This is a genomic window from Azospirillum sp. UENF 112521, from assembly GCF_058780665.1.
The window spans coordinates 7,501-24,176 of record NZ_JBSNCI010000001.1 but is presented as its reverse complement, the minus strand read 5'-3'; the positions used below and the strand labels follow the sequence as shown (position 1 = coordinate 24,176).

13 protein-coding genes and 1 pseudogene (1 of these 14 running past the window's edge) are annotated in these 16,676 nt (G+C 67.8%); 4 read left to right on the top strand and 10 right to left on the bottom strand.

The annotated features are described in order from the left end of the window. Positions 1–41 precede the first annotated feature (41 nt). From ACWPN8_RS00100 to ACWPN8_RS00065, 8 genes and pseudogenes are all read right to left on the bottom strand, one after another. Positions 42–779, bottom strand: coding sequence for a 2-keto-4-pentenoate hydratase (locus ACWPN8_RS00100; RefSeq protein ID WP_492239483.1), 738 nt, complete (start codon positions 777–779; stop codon positions 42–44). Beyond that, positions 776–1,345 carry a substrate-binding domain-containing protein gene (locus ACWPN8_RS00095; RefSeq protein ID WP_492239482.1) on the bottom strand — a complete coding sequence of 190 codons (570 nt, stop codon included), beginning with the start codon at positions 1,343–1,345 and terminating at the stop codon, positions 776–778. Before ACWPN8_RS00095 ends, ACWPN8_RS00100 begins: the two co-directional genes overlap by 4 nt. Before the next feature lie 145 nt (positions 1,346–1,490). Continuing rightward, a pseudogene (locus ACWPN8_RS00090) lies at positions 1,491–1,757 on the bottom strand (LacI family transcriptional regulator); the annotation flags it as partial. Positions 1,758–1,862: 105 nt separating this feature from the next. Then, entirely contained in the window at positions 1,863–2,801 is a 939-nt protein-coding gene (locus ACWPN8_RS00085) for a 2-hydroxyacid dehydrogenase (protein WP_492239481.1), read from the bottom strand. Between the two features lie 30 nt (positions 2,802–2,831). Continuing rightward, complete coding sequence (locus tag ACWPN8_RS00080; protein ID WP_492239480.1) at positions 2,832–3,620, bottom strand: amino acid ABC transporter ATP-binding protein; 789 nt, start codon at positions 3,618–3,620, stop codon at positions 2,832–2,834. Between the two features lie 53 nt (positions 3,621–3,673). After that, positions 3,674–4,483: a transporter substrate-binding domain-containing protein gene (locus ACWPN8_RS00075; protein ID WP_492239479.1), complete on the bottom strand. Its 810-nt coding sequence runs from the start codon at positions 4,481–4,483 to the stop codon at positions 3,674–3,676. Between the two features lie 35 nt (positions 4,484–4,518). Further along, the gene (locus ACWPN8_RS00070; protein WP_109048219.1) at positions 4,519–5,172 is read right to left on the bottom strand and encodes an amino acid ABC transporter permease; all 654 of its coding nucleotides are present in this window, start codon (positions 5,170–5,172) and stop codon (positions 4,519–4,521) included. Between the two features lie 13 nt (positions 5,173–5,185). After that, on the bottom strand, positions 5,186–5,860 hold the full coding sequence (locus ACWPN8_RS00065; RefSeq protein ID WP_492239478.1) for an amino acid ABC transporter permease: 675 nt from the start codon (positions 5,858–5,860) through the stop codon (positions 5,186–5,188). A 332-nt stretch (positions 5,861–6,192) separates the two neighbouring features. Between ACWPN8_RS00065 and ACWPN8_RS00060 the strand changes: the two genes are divergently transcribed. After that, the gene (locus tag ACWPN8_RS00060; protein WP_492239476.1) at positions 6,193–7,665 is read left to right on the top strand and encodes an MFS transporter; all 1,473 of its coding nucleotides are present in this window, start codon (positions 6,193–6,195) and stop codon (positions 7,663–7,665) included. 28 nt (positions 7,666–7,693) lie between these two features. Here ACWPN8_RS00060 and ACWPN8_RS00055 read toward each other — a convergent pair whose 3' ends face one another. Beyond that, entirely contained in the window at positions 7,694–8,410 is a 717-nt protein-coding gene (locus ACWPN8_RS00055; RefSeq protein ID WP_247872990.1) for a TetR/AcrR family transcriptional regulator, read from the bottom strand. A gap of 303 nt (positions 8,411–8,713) precedes the next feature. Here ACWPN8_RS00055 and ACWPN8_RS00050 point away from each other — a divergent pair, with 303 nt between their 5' ends. Together ACWPN8_RS00050 and ACWPN8_RS00045 are read left to right on the top strand one after the other, a co-directional pair. Next, a complete protein-coding gene (locus tag ACWPN8_RS00050; RefSeq protein ID WP_109446634.1) occupies positions 8,714–9,919 on the top strand; it encodes an efflux RND transporter periplasmic adaptor subunit in 1,206 nt (401 codons plus the stop codon). A gap of 17 nt (positions 9,920–9,936) precedes the next feature. Then, on the top strand, positions 9,937–13,089 hold the full coding sequence (locus ACWPN8_RS00045; RefSeq protein ID WP_109446636.1) for an efflux RND transporter permease subunit: 3,153 nt from the start codon (positions 9,937–9,939) through the stop codon (positions 13,087–13,089). Positions 13,090–13,094: 5 nt separating this feature from the next. Here the strand turns inward: ACWPN8_RS00045 and ACWPN8_RS00040 are convergent, their stop codons facing one another. Next, positions 13,095–15,878, bottom strand: coding sequence for a PAS domain-containing protein (locus ACWPN8_RS00040; RefSeq protein WP_492239475.1), 2,784 nt, complete (start codon positions 15,876–15,878; stop codon positions 13,095–13,097). A 284-nt stretch (positions 15,879–16,162) separates the two neighbouring features. Between ACWPN8_RS00040 and ACWPN8_RS00035 the strand changes: the two genes are divergently transcribed. Next, a protein-coding gene (locus tag ACWPN8_RS00035; RefSeq protein ID WP_492239473.1) for a cation:proton antiporter crosses the window boundary here: on the top strand, positions 16,163–16,676 show its beginning. 743 nt of this gene lie beyond the right edge of the window; 514 of the gene's 1,257 nt are visible here — the first part of the coding sequence; it begins with the start codon at positions 16,163–16,165; its stop codon lies off the right edge, out of view.

Here is a 16,676-nt window from a genome sequence, read left to right as displayed (position 1 = left end):
TACGTCGCGGGCCGGCGAGTTCCGGCCCGCGACCTCTTCGCTCAGTCGACCTTCAGCGTGATGGTGCCCATGGTGCCGTAGCGGGCGACCGACTTGCTGCCCGGCTCGACGAAGATGGTGCCGGTGCAGGAGCCGGTGGTCACCACCTCGCCCTCATGCAGGCCGCCGAAGCTGCGGGCGCCGACATTGGCCATCCACACCAGCAGGCGGACCGGATCGCCGGCGCTGTTGCCACCGACGACATCGACCTTGGTCTCGCCGTCGATCTCCAGCGTCACCGTTTCCTTGACCGGGTCGAGCGCACGCCAGTCGGCGATGGCCGGGCCGACGATCAGGGCGCCGTGGTTGAACTGGTCGGCCATGTGGCTCAGCCGGTCCTGGCTGCCGAAACCGGCGAAGCGGGTGTCGACGATCTCCCAGGCGGGATGGACCGAGGCGACGGCGGCCAGAACCTCTTCCCGGCTATAGGGCTGCTCGCGCACCGGCAGGTCTCGGGCGAAGCGGTAGGCGATCTCCGCCTCCACGCCGATGACCTGGAAGATCTTGGCCGGCAGGTAATCGGTGTTCTCAAAGACGGTGGCGGCGTTGATCGGCGCGCGGAACGGCTCGGCGTCGGGCGTGGCGGCGCCGACCTTCCAGGCGGTGACGGGGCCCAGGCGGCGGGCGACGGCGTCCTGGATCTCGTAGGCCTCCGCTTCGGTGGCGGGGCGGTTGTCCAGCCCGGTCAGCCACTGGCGGGTCTCGCGCGCCTCGATCAGGGCCTCGACGGTATCGGTCATGACAAATCTCTGTGATGGAGGGAAGAGGAGGGGGAGCCGCAGGATTGGCGGACGACCAGCCGGCCCGGCAGGATGATCCGCTCGGGCGGGCCCAGCGGGTCGGCGATCCGGCGCAGCAGCAGCCGGGCGGCCTCCTGCCCGATCTGCCTTGCCGAGGTGGCGACGGTGGTCAGCGCCGGCCGGCTGAGCGCCGCTTCCGGCACATCGTCGAAACCGGTGACGGCCAGATCGCGCCCGGCCCTCAGGCCGCGCGCCTCCAGCCCCAGCATCAGCCCGAGCGCCACCACGTCGTTGTAGCAGAGCGCCGCCGTGGGTGTCTGCGGACTATTCAGCAGATCCTCGGCAATCCCGGCACCCGACCGCCGGGTCAGCGGGCAGCGCAGCACCAGATCGTCGGCCAGCCCGTGCCGCCGCATCGCCGCGGTGAAGCCGGCATGGCGCCCGGCGTAGGCGGAATGGTCCAAGGTGCCGCCGACGAAGGCGATCCGCCGATGGCCCAGCGCGACGAGATGGTCGACGACCGTCTCGATGCCCGCCTGATAATCGACGCCGGCATAATCCCGCACGCGGTCGGCCAGCCAAGCTGTCCGGGACGAAGCGCAGGGCCTGCACGCAGGGCAGCCGCCAGCCGTCCAGCCGGTCGAGCAGCCCGCTGTCCGTCCCGGCGGCCGGGCAGAGGATCACCCCGTCGACATTGTGCTCCCGCATCCGCTGGAGGAAGCGGTCCTGGCGCTCCGGCTGCTCGGCGGTGTTGGCGATGAAGGCGACGAAGCCTTCGGTGTCCAGCACGTCGTCGACCCCCGCCGTCAACTCGGCATAGAAGGGGTTGTTCAGTTCGCAGACCAGCAGCCCGACCGTCTGGGTGCGGGTGGCGCGCAGGTTGGCGGCGCCGCGGTTGTAGATGTAGCCGAGCGCCGCCATGGCGGCCTGGACCCGCTCCCGCGTTTCCGCTGCCACCAGCGGGCTGCCGCGCAGCACCAGCGACACGGTCGAGCGCGACACCCCGGCATGGCCGGCGACCTCCGTCAGGGTGACGCTTCCAGGTTTCTGGCTATCGCGCGGCTTGGCCAAGACGGGAGTGCCTCACACCACGGCGGTCGGCGGCGGCCGGCCGGCGAAGAAGGCCTCCAGATTGTCGAGCACCAGCTGCCCCATCGCCATCCGCGTCTCCACCGTGGCGCTGGCTTGATGCGGCTGGAGCACGACGTTGTCGAGGCCGTAGAAGCCCTCCGGCACGTTCGGCTCGTCGGCGAAGACGTCCAGCGCGGCGCCGCCGATCCGCCCCTCGGTCAAGGCCGCCAGCAGCTCGGGCTCGTCCACCACGCTGCCGCGGGCGACATTGACCAGCAGCCCGTCGGGTCCGAGCGCATCCAGCACGGCGCGGCCGACCATGTTGCGGGCATCCGGCCCGGCCGAGGCCGCCACCATCAGGATGTCGCTCTCCCGCGACAGATCGACCGGCGAGGCGACGAAGCGGTAGGACACGCCGTCGCGCGGCTTGCGGTTGGTGTAGGCGATGGTCATGCCGAAGGCTTCGGCCCGCTTGGCGATGGCCTCGCCGATGCGGCCCAGACCCAGCACGCCCAGCCGCTTGCCGCTGACCTTGCGGGCGAGCGGCAGCTTGCCCGTCGGCCATTGCCCGGCGCGGACGAAGCGGTCGCCCACCATCATCCGGCGCGACCCGGCGATCATCAGCCCGATGGCGAGATCGGCCACATCGTCGGTCAGCACGTCCGGCGTGTTGCTGACGCGCACGCCGCGGCCGCGGCAATGCTCCAGATCGACCGCATCGGTGCCGACGCCGTTGATTGCGACGATCCCCAGATGGGGCAGGGCGTCGACCACCGCGTTCTTCACGCCGGTGCCGCCGCCGGTGACGACGGCGCGCACCCGGCCGGCGACCTCGGCGATCAGCCGGTCGCGATCCGGGGCGGCGGACAGGCGGTGGACGGTGTAGGCCGCGTCCAGAGCCTGCTCGATGGCGGGCATCATGGGTTCGACCAACAGGATTTCGGGCTTCATCGCAACTCGTCCTTGGTGGAACAGAATGTCTTAATGGGCCAGGATCTGGCCGAGGAAGCTCCGCGTCCGCTCCGATTTCGGGGCGGTGAAGAACTCCTCCGGCGTGTTCTGCTCGACGATCTCGCCGCGGTCCATGAAGATGACGCGGTGGGCGACCGATTTGGCGAAGCCCATCTCGTGCGTCACACACAGCATGGTCATGCCGTCCTCGGCCAGACCGATCATGGTGTCCAGCACCTCCTTGACCATCTCCGGGTCGAGAGCGGAGGTCGGCTCGTCGAACAGCATCACCTTCGGGTTCATGCAGAGCGACCGCGCGATGGCGACGCGCTGCTGCTGGCCGCCCGACAGCTGGCCGGGGTATTTGTCGGCCTGTTCGGGGATGCGCACCCGCTCCAGATAGCGCATGGCGGTGGCCTTCGCCTCGGCCTTGGTGGTGCCGCGCACCTTCAACGGCGCCAGCATGCAGTTCTCCAGCACGGTCAGATGCGGGAACAGGTTGAAGCTCTGGAACACCATGCCGACCTCGCGCCGGACCAGGTCCAGCTGGCGGTGGTGCGGGCCGAGTTCGACGCCGTTGACGGTGATGCGGCCCTTCTGGTGGCGTTCCAGCTGGTTGATGCAGCGGATCAGGGTCGATTTGCCCGATCCGGACGGGCCGCAGATGACAATGCGCTCGCCCCGGTGGACCTCCAGGTCGATGTCCTTCAGCACCTGGAACTGATCGTACCATTTCTGGACGCCGTCCATGCGGATGACGACATCCGCGCTCATCGGAGGCGCGACGCTGCCGCGCGTCGGTTCGGTCGCCAGTGCCATGGTCCTGTCCTCCACCGGGGTTTGCGCTACGCTAGCCTTAAGACTTGCTGGCCTCAGGATTTGCTGGCGGTGACCGCCGCCGGCAGGTCGGTGCCCAGCCACTTCTGGTGGATGGCGTTCAGCTCGCCGTTCTTCTTCACGGTGTCGAGGAAGCCGTTGACCCAGCCCATCAGCTTGTCCTGGCCCTGGCGCAGGGCCACGCCCTGGACCTGGCTCTTCAGCACGAACTTCATCTCGTAATTGGCCTGGGGCGCCATCGTCTTGATCTGCTGGGCCACCACGTTGCTGACGCCCAGCGCATCGACCTGACCGGACAGCAGGGCCTGCACGGCGCTGGCGTCGTCGTCGAAGCGCATGATGCGGGCATCCTTCGGCGCCACCGCGGTCAGCGACTGGTCTTGCGTGCTGGCGCGGGCGACGCCGACGCTCTTGCCCGACAGATCCTCGGCCTTCGCGACCGGCGACTTCTGCGTGGCGAGCAGCCCGATCTCGATGGCGGCATAGGGCTCGGAGAAGGCGACCTGCTTGGCGCGCTCCGGCGTGATGCCGAGCGAGGCGACGAGAACGTCGACCTTGCCGGTCAGCAGGTAGGGGATGCGGTTCGGCCCGGTCACCGGCACGATGTCCACCGGCACACCCATATGCTTGGCCATCAGCTTGGCGACGTCGGCGTCATAGCCGTCCGGCTTGCCGTCGGAGCTGGTGATGCCGAAGGGCGGGAAATCGACCAGCATGCCGATGGTCAGCTTGCCCTTGCCCTTGATGTCCTCGACGCTCTGGGCGTGAGCGGTGGCGGTCAGGCCAATTGCGGCGGTCATCAGGGCGCCGGCGACGACCAGGCGGCGGGTGACGGTGAAGACCATGGGTGTTTCCTCCGAGTGCGGGTGTTTTTTGAGGTTTAGCGAGACGGGGCGGCGTAGCGGGCTTCCAGGCGCTGGCTCAGCAGCGACAGCGGCCAGCACAGCGCGAAATAGATCGCGGCGACGATGCCGAAGACGAGGAAGGGCTGGAAGGTGGCGTTGTTGACGATCTGGCCGGCGCGGGTCAGCTCGACGAAGCCGATGATGGCGGCCAGCGAGGTGCCCTTGATCACCTGAACCAGATAGCCCACGGTCGGCGGCACCGCGACCTTCACCGCCTGCGGCAGGATCACGTAGCGCATCAGGCCGGGATAGCGCAGGCCGAGCGAAGAGGCCGCCTCCCACTGGCCGCGCGGCACCGACTGGATGCAGCCGCGCCAGATCTCGCCGAGGAAGGCGCTGGTGTTCAGAGTCAGACCGACCGCCGCGGCGACCCACGGGCTCATGTCGATGCCGATCACGGTGGCGCCGAAGAAGACGAGGAACAGCTGCATCAGCAGCGGCGTGCCCTGGAACAGCTGGATGTAGCCGGTGGCGAGCAGGCGCAGCGGCTTCACGTCCGACGTGCGGCCGAGCGCCACGAACAGCCCGACGATGCCGCCGCCGATGAAGGCGATGACCGACAGCATCAGCGTCCATTGCACGGCGCTGAGCAGGAACAGGAATTCGTTGTACCCGAAGGCGCGGATCATGGGATGGCCTCCTTCAGCGCCGATCGATGGAATAGGCGAAGGCCAGCCGGTAGATGCCGGCGAACAGGGCCGAGAACATCAGCGCCAGCACCAGATAGACCCCGGTCACGACGATGTAGATCTCGAAGCTGCGGAAGGTCTGCGACTGGATGTTGTTGGCGACCGACGTCAGCTCGTCAGCGGAGATGGCGGACACCACGCTGGAACTCAGCATCAGCAGGATGAACTGGCTGGTCAGCGCCGGATAGACCGTGCGCAGCGCCGGTTTCAGCACGATGTGGCGGAAGACCTGCAACGGCCTGAGGCCCAGCGCCAGCCCGGCCTCGATCTGGCCCTTGTGGATGGATTCGATGCCGGCGCGGATGATCTCGGTGGCGTAGGCGCCGACATTGACGACCATGGCGATCAGCGCCGCCATGTCCGGCGACAGCCGGAGCCCGATTGTCGGCAGCCCGAAGAAGATCAGGAAGATCTGCACCAGGAAGGGCGTGTTGCGGATGACCTCGATGTAGGCGTTGATCGCCCAGCGCACCGGCTTCGGCCCTGAGGTCTTGCCGAGCGCGCAGAGGATGGCGACCACCATGCCGATGGCCATGGCGCCGAACGACAGCCTGACGGTCAGCCATGCCCCGTCGAGCAGATAGTCCCAGGACGCGAACACCGCGTCGAATTGAAAATCATAGGTCACGGGCGTTCCTCCGCACCCGCGTCGCGCCGCCTTCCGGGAATTGCTTTCGGAAGGCTCGGCGTCGCACGGATTGCCTTTGTCCGCTCAGGTCTTGTCGTCCGGGATCATGCCCGGACCGCAGGACGCATCGCTGCGTTCCAACTGCCGACACACGCTAATTGGATCGATCCAAAAGCGCAATGGGAAATGAGGAGAGTCATGACAATTCGCATGGCAGATATTTGATGGCGCCTTGCGGGTTCGGAAACCTTCCGGCGGCACGCCGTGTTTTCACAGGCACGCAACCTGCCGCCAGCCTTGGGGAATCAACCCGACATGACCGCTGCCCCGACATGACCGCTGCAAACAACGCCGCCGCGGTGAGCAGTCTGGTGCCGGCCCGGATGGACCGGCTGCCCTGGGCGCGCTTCCACTGGATGGTGGTGGTCGGGCTGGGGGTGAGCTGGATCCTGGACGGCATCGAAATCCAGCTGATCTCGGCCTCCGGCTATAAGGAGAGCCTCGGCATGTCGAGCGCCGAGGTCGGGCTGGCCGGCACCATCTATCTGATGGGGCAGGTGGTCGGCGCGCTGGTCTTCGGCCGGCTGACCGACCGTTGGGGGCGCAAGCGGCTGTTCATCACCACGCTGGCGCTCTACCTGATCGCGTCCGGCATCGCCGGCTTCGCCTGGACGCCCTGGTTCCTCTATGTCTGGCGCTTCATCGCCGGGATGGGCATCGGCGGCGAATATGCCGCCGTCAACTCCGCCATCGACGAGCTGATCCCCGCGCGCTTCCGCGGCCGGGTCGACATCGCCGTCAACGGCACCTATTGGGCGGGTGCGATGATCGGTGCTGTCGGCAGCGTCTTCCTGCTCGACCATGCGCTGGTCCCGGAAAATCTCGGCTGGCGCATCGCCTTCTTCATCGGCCCGCTGCTGGGCCTGATCATCATCTATCTGCGCCGGCACATCCCGGAAAGCCCGCGCTGGATGGTCACCCATGGCAGGGAGGCGGAGGCCGAGCGCATCGTCGACGACATCGAGGCCAGCGTGCTGGGGCAGGGCAAGACGCTGGCGCCGGTCGATCCGAAGCGGGCCATGCACATCGTCCCGGAAGACTCGGTGTCCTACGCGCAGCTGGTCGACGTCTTCTTCCGGCAATACCCGACGCGCACCGTCCTCGGTGTGACGATGATGGTGACGCAGTCCTTCCTCTACAACGCGATCTTCTTCACCTACGCGCTGGTCCTGCAGAATTTCTACCATCTCGACCCGTCGCAGACGGCGCTCTATTTCTTCCCCTTCGCCGCCGGCAACCTGATCGGGCCGCTGCTGCTGGGGCCGCTGTTCGATACGGTGGGGCGGCGCCGGATGATCTTCGGCACCTATCTGCTGGCGGGATGCGTGCTGCTGGTCTCCGCCTTCCTGTTCCGCCAGGGGGTGCTGACCGCGAACACCCACACGATCTTCTGGTGCGTCTCCTTCTTCTTCGCCTCGGCCGGCGCCTCGTCGGCCTATCTGACGGTCAGCGAGATCTTCCCGCTGGAGGTCCGGGCGCAGGCGATCTCCTATTTCTTCGCCATCGCCCAGGTGGTGGGCTCCACCGGTCCGCTGCTGTTCGGCTGGCTGGTGGGGGAGGGGACGGAGCGCGACCCGCTGTTCTGGGGCTATGTGCTGGGATCGGTGGTGATGATGGCCGGCGGGGTGGTGGCGCTGATCTATGGCGTCGACGCCGAAGGCAAGGGGCTGGAGGACATCGCCGAACCGCTGACCAAGGCCGGCCGCGACCGCGGGGTGGGGGATACCGCGGCGGAGACGATTTGAAAGGCGGCGATTTGAGGTTTCCCTCCCCTTAGGCCGCCTTGGTCACCCTCGCGCATGCCCCGTTCAGGAAGAGACGCACGGCCTGCCGGACATAGCGGTCGAGGTCGGGGATGGCCGGCGCGCTCTGGGGCAGGATCAGGCGGCGGACCAGCAGGTTGCCGGTGACCATGCCCAGGAAGGCCTGTGCTGCGGCGGCCGGGTCGTCGATGCTGAGATCGCCGCTGTCCGACAGCCGTTGCAAGTAATCGGCCAGCCGGGCGATGGCGTTCTCCGGCCCGATGCGGAAGAAGGCTTCGGTGATGTCGGGCACGCGGTCGCCCTCCGCGATCAGGATGCGGACGGTGGCGGTCGTCTCCTCGTTCAGCAGCGCTTTCACCAAGTGCAGCGCGAAGGCGGTCAGCCCGGCTTCCGGCGTCACCCGCTCGTCAGCCTGGGCGGGGGCGAGGCCGGAGAGGATCATGGCGTTGTCCTCCTCCATGATCGCGCGGAACAGCCCCTCCTTGTCGCCGAAATGCTCGTAAAGCGTGGCCCGGGATCCGCCGGCGACAGAGATGATGTCGCTCAGCGTCGTCTTCTCGAAGCCCTTCTCGACGAACAGGCGCCGCGCCGCCGTCAGGATCGCCTGCCGGCGCGCCATGCCGCGCGGCCCGCAGGTGGCCGGCCCGCAAGGCGGCCCAGCCATCTGCACGGCGGATTGCCGCTGGCCGGAGCTGGGGCTGATCCGGGCCTTATGGCTGTTGGTCATCTCGCTTTTCCTTCCGGCCTGTCGGTTCCAGCCGGCCCGATTCCGAACACGCTCTCGAACAGGACCGCAGGGTCTTGCCGTATGGCTGTCGAGGATGACTTTCCATGTTCCAGCCCCATATCGGGCATTTGCGGAACCCCCTTGCGCGGTGCAGCATTCTGAATGTATCGTCTGGTACACTGTACTGTATGAGACAGTACTAAGCAACGGGGATGTGCCGGACCGCCTGACCCCGCAGCGTATAGCAGAGCGTGCAGCAGGGAGACGGGTCCGCCGACGTGCGGCGCCGAGACGAGGAAACAGATGTCCAGTTCCAAGCCATTCATGACGTTGGCCGCGGCGGCCTGCCTGATCGCGGTGCTCGCCGGCTGCAACCAGCAGAAGCAGGCCTCCGGCCAGCCCCAGGGTGCCGGCGGCCCCCCCGAGGTTTCGGTCGCCACCATCGAGCCGCAGCGCCTGCCGGTGACCACCGAGCTTCCGGGCCGCACCGCCCCCTACCGGGTGGCGGAAATCCGCCCGCAGGTCAGCGGCATCGTGCTGAAGCGCCTCTTCCGCGAGGGCAGCGAGGTCAAGGCGGGCGATCAGCTCTACCAGATCGACCCCGCCACCTACGAGGCGTCGCTGGCGAGCGCCCAGGCCGACGTGCAGAAGGCGGAGGCCAACCTCCAGGCCGCCCGCAACAAGGCGTCGCGCTATGGCGATCTGGTCAAGAACAGCGTGGTCAGCAAGCAGGACTTCGACGACGTCCAGGCCTCGCTGAAGCAGAACGAGGCGCAGGTCGCCTCGGCCAAGGCCGCCTACAACCTTGCCAGCATCAACCTGAACTACACCAAGGTCTTCGCCCCGATCTCCGGCCGCATCGGCAAGTCGGCGGTGACGGAAGGCGCGCTGGTCACCTCCAACCAGGCGACGGCGCTCGCCACCATCCAGCAGTTCGACCCGATCTATGTCGACGTGACGCAGACCGCCTCGCAACTGATGAAGCTGCGCGAGGACATGGAAACCGGCCGCATCCGCCCGGCCGAACCCGGCAAGATCCCGGTGACGCTGTTCCTGAACAGCAACGCCAGCGGCGACGACACCGCCTATCCGGCGAAGGGCGAGCTGCAATTCGCCGACGTGACGGTGGATTCCGGCACCAGCTCGGTCCAGCTGCGCGCGGTCTTCCCCAACCCGAACAAGCAGCTGCTGCCCGGCCTGTTCGTCCGCGCCCGCGTCGAGCAGGGGGTGGCGGAGAACGCCATCACCGTGCCGCAGGCCGCGGTGGCCCGGTCGCCGGACGGTTCCGCCCGCGTCTGGGTGGTGGGCGCCGACAACAAGGCGAACCCGCGCACCATCAAGACCGAACGCCCGGTCGGCAATGTCTGGCTGGTGTCGGACGGGCTGGCCCCTGGCGAGCGCGTGGTGGTGGAAGGGCTGCAAAAGCTGAAGCCGGGTGCCGAGGTGAAGCCGGTGCCTGCCCAGAACGCGCTGGCCGCATTGCCTGAAAAGGCCGCCTCGGCCCGCTGATCCCAGGAACCGTCCCCATGTCGAAATTCTTCATCGACCGCCCGGTCTTCGCCTGGGTCATCGCCATCGTCATCATGATGGCGGGTGCGCTGGCGATCCTGCGGCTGCCCGTCGAGCAATATCCGAAGATCGCACCGCCGACGGTGTCGATTACCGCCAGCTATCCCGGCGCCTCGGCCAAGACGCTGGAGGACACGGTCACCCAGGTCATCGAACAGAAGATGACCGGGCTCGACCATTTCCGCTACATGTCCTCCAACAGCGACTCCTCCGGCAACGTCACCATCACCCTGACCTTCGAGCCGGAGGCCAACCCCGACATCGCCCAGGTCCAGGTCCAGAACAAGCTGCAGCTGGCGACGCCGCTGCTGCCGCAGGAGGTCCAGCAGCGCGGCATCCAGGTGTCGAAGGCCGGCAACGATTTCCTGCTGGTGGTCGGCTTCGTGTCCAGCGACGGGCGCCTCAGCCAGGGCGACATCGCTGACTACGTCACCTCCAACCTTCAGGACACGCTGAGCCGCGTCGAAGGTGTGGGCGACATCACCGTCTTCGGGCCGCAGCATGCCATGCGCATCTGGCTCGACCCCGACGCGCTGAACAACTTCGCGCTGACCACCACCGACGTCTCCAACGCGATCAAGACCCAGAACGCCCAGGTCTCTGCCGGCCAGCTCGGCGGCGCCCCGGCGGTCCAGGGCCAGCAGATCAACGCCACCATCAGCGCCCAGTCGCGGCTCCAGACGCCGGAGCAGTTCGGCGCCATCCTGCTGCGGGTGAACCCCGACGGGTCGCAGGTGCGGCTGCGCGACGTGGCGCGGATCGAGATCGGCTCCGAGACCTACGAGATCAACGCCGCCTACAACGGCAAGCCGGCGGCCGGCGTCGGCATCAAGCTGGCGACCGGCGCCAACGCGCTCAACACCGCCGCCGCGGTCAAGGCGCGGGTGGCGGAACTCCAGCCCTTCTTCCCGGCCGGCATCGAGGTCATCTACCCCTACGACACGACGCCCTTCGTCCAGCTGTCGATCCATGAGGTGATCAAGACGCTGTTCGAGGCCATCGTCCTCGTCTTCGTCGTGATGTACCTGTTCCTCCAAAACTTCCGCGCGACGCTGATCCCGACCATCGCGGTGCCGGTGGTGCTGCTCGGCACCTTCGGGGTGATGTCGGCCTTCGGCTTCTCAATCAACGTGCTGACGATGTTCGGCATGGTGCTGGCGATCGGCCTGCTGGTCGACGACGCCATCGTCGTGGTGGAGAATGTCGAGCGCGTGATGGGCGAGGAGGGGCTCCCCCCGCGCGAGGCGACGCGCAAGTCGATGGACCAGATCACCGGCGCGCTGGTCGGCATCGCGCTGGTGCTGTCGGCGGTGTTCGTGCCGATGGCCTTCTTCGGCGGCTCGGCCGGCGCCATCTACCGCCAGTTCTCGCTGACCATCGTGTCGGCGATGGCGCTGTCGGTGCTGGTCGCGCTGGTCCTGACCCCGGCGCTCTGCGCCACCCTGCTGAAGCCGGTCGCCAATCATGGAGAGGGACACGGCCATGCCCGCGGCGGCTTCTTCGGCCTGTTCAACCGCGGCTTCGACGCCGGCAGCCGGGTCTATGTCCGCGGCGTGCGCGGCGCGGTAAACCGGCTGGGCCGCTACTTCATCGCCTATGCGCTGATCCTGGGCGGGCTGGGCTACCTGTTCGTGCAGATGCCGTCCTCCTTCCTGCCGACGGAGGACCGCGGCCAGCTGTTCGTGCTGTGGTCGGCCCCGCCGAACGCCAGCTCCCAGCGCACGGCCGAGACCGCCAAGGCCGTCACCGCCTACATGCTGGAAAAGGAGAAGGACAGCGTCGAGGGTCTGTTCACCATCGTCGGCTTCAACTTCTCCGGCCGCGGCCAGAATGCCGGCATGGCCTTCGTCCGGCTGAAGGACTGGAGCGAGCGCACCCAGGCGTCGCAGAAGCCGCAGGCCATCGCCGGCCGGGTGATGGGGGCGATGTCGAAGCTGAAGGACGCGGTGCTCTTCTCCTTCCTGCCGCCGTCGGTTCCCGGCCTCGGCAACGCCACCGGCTTCGACCTTCAGCTGGTCGACCGCGGCGGGCTGGGCCATGACCGGCTGATGCAGGCGCGCAACCAGCTGCTGGGGGCTGCGGCGCAGAATCCGAAGCTGGTCGGCGTCCGTCCCAACGGTCTGGAGGACACCCCGCAGTTCAAGCTGGACATCGACCGCGAGAAGGCGAGCGCGCTCGGCCTGTCGCTCAGCGACATCAACACGACGCTGTCGGCGGCCTGGGGCTCGTCCTACGTCAACGACTTCATCGACCAGGGCCGGGTGAAGAAGGTCTATCTCCAGGCCGACGCGCCCTACCGCATGCAGCCCAGCGACATCGACCGCTGGTATGTGCGCAACGCCAGCGGCCAGATGGTCCCCTTCTCCGCCTTCACCACGGCGCAGTGGATCTACGGCTCGCCGAAGCTGGAGCGCTACAACGGCTCCTCGTCGCTGAACATCCAGGGATCGGCCGCACCGGGCATCAGCTCGGGCGAGGCGATGACCGAGATGGAGACGCTGATGCAGAAACTGCCGCCGGGCATCGGCTACGAGTGGACCGGCCTGTCCTACGAGGAGCGGCTCAGCGGCTCGCAGGCGCCGGCGCTCTACGCCCTGTCGATGATCATCGTCTTCCTCTGCCTGGCCGCCCTCTATGAGAGCTGGTCGGTGCCGGTGTCGGTCATCCTGGTGGTGCCGCTGGGCGTCATCGGCGCCGTTATCGCGGCGACGCTGCGCGGCCTGCCGAGCGACGTCTATTTCCAGGTCGGCCTGCTGACCACCATCGGCCTGTCGGCGAAGAACGCCATCCTGATCGTGGAGTTCGCCAAGGCGCTATACGACCAGGGGATGGAGTTGAAGGAAGCCGCGGCGGAGGCCTGCCGTCAGCGCCTGCGCCCCATCATCATGACCTCGATGGCCTTCATCCTCGGCGTGCTGCCGCTGGCGATCAGCACCGGCGCCGGGTCGGAAAGCCAGAACGCCATCGGCGTCGGCGTGATGGGCGGCATGATCTCCGCCACCGTGCTGGCGGTGCTGTTCGTGCCGGTCTTCTTCGTCGCCGTCTACCGCCTGTTCGTCCGCAGGCGGCCGGGCCATGGCGCCATGCCGCAGCCGGCGGCGGGGGACTGAGGCGGCTAGATCCCCCTCTCTTCCCTGAGTTCCCCCTCTCCCCGGGGAGAGGGGATCTCCATCTCGACCCGCTTCGCTTCCGTCAGCAGCGTGTCCAGCACATCGACCAGATGGTCGATGCGGTAGGGTTTCGGCAGCACCATCACCCCGGTTGCCCGCGCGACCTCCTCGCTGTAGCCGGTCGCCAGAACGACGGGCAGATCGGGCCGGAGCCTCTGCGCGCTCCGCGCCAGATCGACGCCGCTCAGGATGCCGGGCATCACCACGTCGCTGAACAGCAGGTCGAAGCCGCCGGCCTCCAGCAGGGGCAGCGCCTCGTCGGCGGTGGCGGCACGGGTGATGGTGAAGCCGGCATCCTCCAGCGCCGTCGCCACGGTCAGCGCGACGATGGGGTCGTCCTCCACCACCAGCACATGGCCGCCGACCCGGCTGGCGCCGGCCTCCGCCGCCGCCGGTTCCGCCGCCGTCGCCGGGGCGGTGCCGGACCGGCGGATCAGCAGGCCGATGGTGGTGCCGCGCCCTTCCTCGCTCTCGATCCAGACGGTGCCGCCGGAGTGGCGGGCGAAGCCGTAGACCTGCGACAGCCCCAGCCCGCTGCCCTTGCCGATCTCCTTGGTGGTGAAGAAGGGGTCGAAGGCGCGGGCCTGCACTTCGGCCGGCATGCCGGTGCCGGTGTCGCTCACCGTCAGCCGCACGAATTCCCCCGACAGCCCGGTCGGCGCCTGCGGATCGCCGTGCGTCAGGGTGACGTTGGCCGCCCGGATCGACAGCATGCCGCCGTCCGGCATCGCATCGCGCGCGTTGACCACCAGGTTCAGCAGGGCCAGTTCCAACTGCGTCGCATCGACCTCGACCGGCCAAAGCCCGGCGGCGAAATCCACCTCCAGCCGGATGTCGGCGCGCAGGGCCCGGTTCAGCAGTTCCGACATGCCGAGCACGCGGTCGCGCAGATCGACCGTCTCCGGCCGCAGGGCCTGCCGGCGGGCGAAGGCCATCAGCTGCTGCACCAGCTTTGCGCCGCGGTCCACCGCCTGCCGGCCGGCATCGACCAGCGGCTGGATGCGCGTGCCCTCCGCCCGCTTCTCGATCATGTGCAGGCAGCCGGACAGCGCCTGGAGCAGGTTGTTGAAGTCGTGGGCGACACCGCCGGTCATCTGGCCCAGCGCCTCGGTCTTCTGCGTCTGCAACAGCGCGATCTGGACGCGCTCGCGCTCCGCCACCTCCTCGGCCACGCGGGCCTCCAGCGTGGCGTTGAGCTGTTGCAGCTCCTCCTCGGCCCGCTTCGCCTCGGTGACGTCGCTGCCCTCGACGAACAGGCCGGTGACGCGGCCGTCCTCGTCCTTGATCGGTTGATAGACGAAGGTGAGGAAACGTTCCTCCAGCGGCTCGCCCGGCCGGCGCTGGATGCGGACCGGCAGATTGCGCCCGACGAAGGTCTCGCCGCTGGCATAGACGCGGTCGAGCAGCTCGAAGAATCCCTGCCCATCGACCTCCGGCAGAGCCTCGCGGGCGGTGCGGTCCAGCAGATCGCGGTTGCCGACCAATTGCAGATAGGTGTCGTTCGCCAACTCGAAGACATGGTCCGGGCCGCGCAGCACGCACATGAAGCCCGGCGCCTGCCGGAACAGGGTGCGCAGCCGCTCCCCCTCCGCCGCCAGCCGGGCGTTGGCCGCCTCCACCGCGGCGCGTTCGCGGATCAGCGCCGCGTTGGCGGCCCGCAAGGCCGACTCGGCAAGGGCGCGCTCGACCGCGGCCCAGGTCCGTTCGGCCACATCCTCCGCCAGGGCGGCATCGGTCTCGGTCCAATGGCGCGCCTTGCCTTCGTGCAGGTAGAGGATGGCGGTCAGCTGTCCCGCCTTCAGCAGCGGCACGACCAGCAGCGCCTGCGCCCCGATCCCGGCGAAGGCCGCCGCCGGCCCGCTTCCGCGGGTGCGGGGATCGGTGGCGACGTCGTCGACGCGCAGGGTGTAACCCGCCCGCAGCTCGGCGATCAGCGCCGGGCCGAAGCTGTCGAGCGGCCGCGACTGGCCGGCGAGGCTTTCAACCCCGCTGTCGCTCCAGTCCCGGTCCACCGAAATCATGGCGCCGCCCGGATCGATCCGGCCATAGCCGGCCCGCGCCACCCGCAGATGGCGGCCGATGGCCTCGGCGGCGGCGGCGGTGATGCCGACTGGATCGTTCATTCCGCGCAGCTTCTCCGCCAGATCGAGCTGGAAGGTCAGCCGCCGTTCGGCCAGCACGCGGGCGGTGTTCTCGGTGCAGGCGCAGAACATGCCGGCGACATGGCCGGCCTCGTCGCGGACCGGGCTGTAGGAGAAGGTGAAATAGGTCTCCTCCCAATAGCCGTGCCGTTCCATGAACAGCTGCAGATCCTGGTGGTAGAACGCCTCGCCGGACAATGCCCGGGCCACAAGAGGGATCAGCTGATGCCAGGTCTCCGCCCACACCTCGGCAAAGGGGCGGCCAAGCGCCTCCGGCTTGTCGCCGAGGATCGGGCGGTAGCTGTCATTGTGGAGGAAGGTCAGTTCCGGCCCCCAGGCCGTGAACATCGGAAAGCTGGAGGTCAGCATCAGGTTGACGGTGGTGCGCAGCGATTGCGGCCAGTCTTCCGGCCGGCCGAGCGGTGTCGCCGACCAGTCCATCTCCCGCATCCGCCGGCCCATCTCGCCGCCGCCGGTAAAGACGTCCGGACCAATGCGGATCCCATTTTCCGTGCCGTCGGATGCGCGGCCGGGACCTGCGGATTGCCGCAGCCTTGCGGCATCCTGCCAGACCGGGTCGGCCATCATGCGACCGATTTTGCAGCCGCAGCGGTACGGCAACGGTGAGCATAAATTAGAGGAAACATAATAATCCCTGCCCAGATCATGGCGCAAGAATAGGCAATTGCAACAGGGGTGGCAATCGGCACCCTATAACCATTTGGGAGTAGTTGAGCTGAATCCTCATGCGCGCGCGACTTTCGCAGCTCTGCTGATGTTTTCGAGATCATCGCAGCCGATAGCCGTTTCTTGGTCCGGTTGGAAGTTTGTCGGGCGATTGCGCAGCGTGCGCTGCTTTTTGGAGAATGCCTGTGGGTCCGTTTCAACTCTCCGCCATATTGCTGACTCTGGCGGCGATCTTCGGTCTCATCAATCACAGGTGGCTCAGGCTGCCCGGCACCATTTCGCTGTTCTTCCAGGGGCTGGCTCTGACGCTGCTGGTGAGCGGCATCGACGCGGTGGGCTCCAGCCTGGGCGTGGGCGATTGGCTGCGCGGTCTGATCGACCAGATCAGCCTGCCGGCGATCCTGCTCGACGGCATTCTCAGCCTGCTGCTCTACACCGCCGCGGTGAACGAGGATCTGTGCGCCCTGCTGAAGCGGAAATGGACGGTTCTGGCGCTGGCGACGGTGAGCGTCCTTCTGTTCACCGGCCTGATGGGGGTGGGGCTGCACGTCCTGTTTCCGCTGGTCGGGATCGAGGTCCCGCTGATCTGGTGCCTGGTGCTGGGAGCGGCGGTGGCGCCGACCGATCCGGTGGCGGTGCATGGCATCCTGGGGCGGTTGCCGGTTCCGGACACGCTGCGGTCGGTGATTTCCGGCGAAA

Bases quoted from the DNA above. Each gene is read 5' to 3' on its own strand.
- ACWPN8_RS00085 (WP_492239481.1), bottom strand. From the start codon at position 2,801: ATGAAGCCCGAAATCCTGTTGGTCGAACCCATGATGCCCGCCATCGAG.
- ACWPN8_RS00100 (WP_492239483.1), bottom strand. From the start codon at position 779: ATGACCGATACCGTCGAGGCCCTGATCGAGGCGCGCGAGACCCGCCAG.
- ACWPN8_RS00040 (WP_492239475.1), bottom strand. From the start codon at position 15,878: ATGATGGCCGACCCGGTCTGGCAGGATGCCGCAAGGCTGCGGCAATCC.
- ACWPN8_RS00080 (WP_492239480.1), bottom strand. From the start codon at position 3,620: ATGGCACTGGCGACCGAACCGACGCGCGGCAGCGTCGCGCCTCCGATG.
- ACWPN8_RS00050 (WP_109446634.1), top strand. From the start codon at position 8,714: ATGTCCAGTTCCAAGCCATTCATGACGTTGGCCGCGGCGGCCTGCCTG.
- ACWPN8_RS00060 (WP_492239476.1), top strand. From the start codon at position 6,193: ATGACCGCTGCAAACAACGCCGCCGCGGTGAGCAGTCTGGTGCCGGCC.
- ACWPN8_RS00070 (WP_109048219.1), bottom strand. From the start codon at position 5,172: ATGATCCGCGCCTTCGGGTACAACGAATTCCTGTTCCTGCTCAGCGCC.
- ACWPN8_RS00055 (WP_247872990.1), bottom strand. From the start codon at position 8,410: ATGACCAACAGCCATAAGGCCCGGATCAGCCCCAGCTCCGGCCAGCGG.
- ACWPN8_RS00045 (WP_109446636.1), top strand. From the start codon at position 9,937: ATGTCGAAATTCTTCATCGACCGCCCGGTCTTCGCCTGGGTCATCGCC.
- ACWPN8_RS00075 (WP_492239479.1), bottom strand. From the start codon at position 4,483: ATGGTCTTCACCGTCACCCGCCGCCTGGTCGTCGCCGGCGCCCTGATG.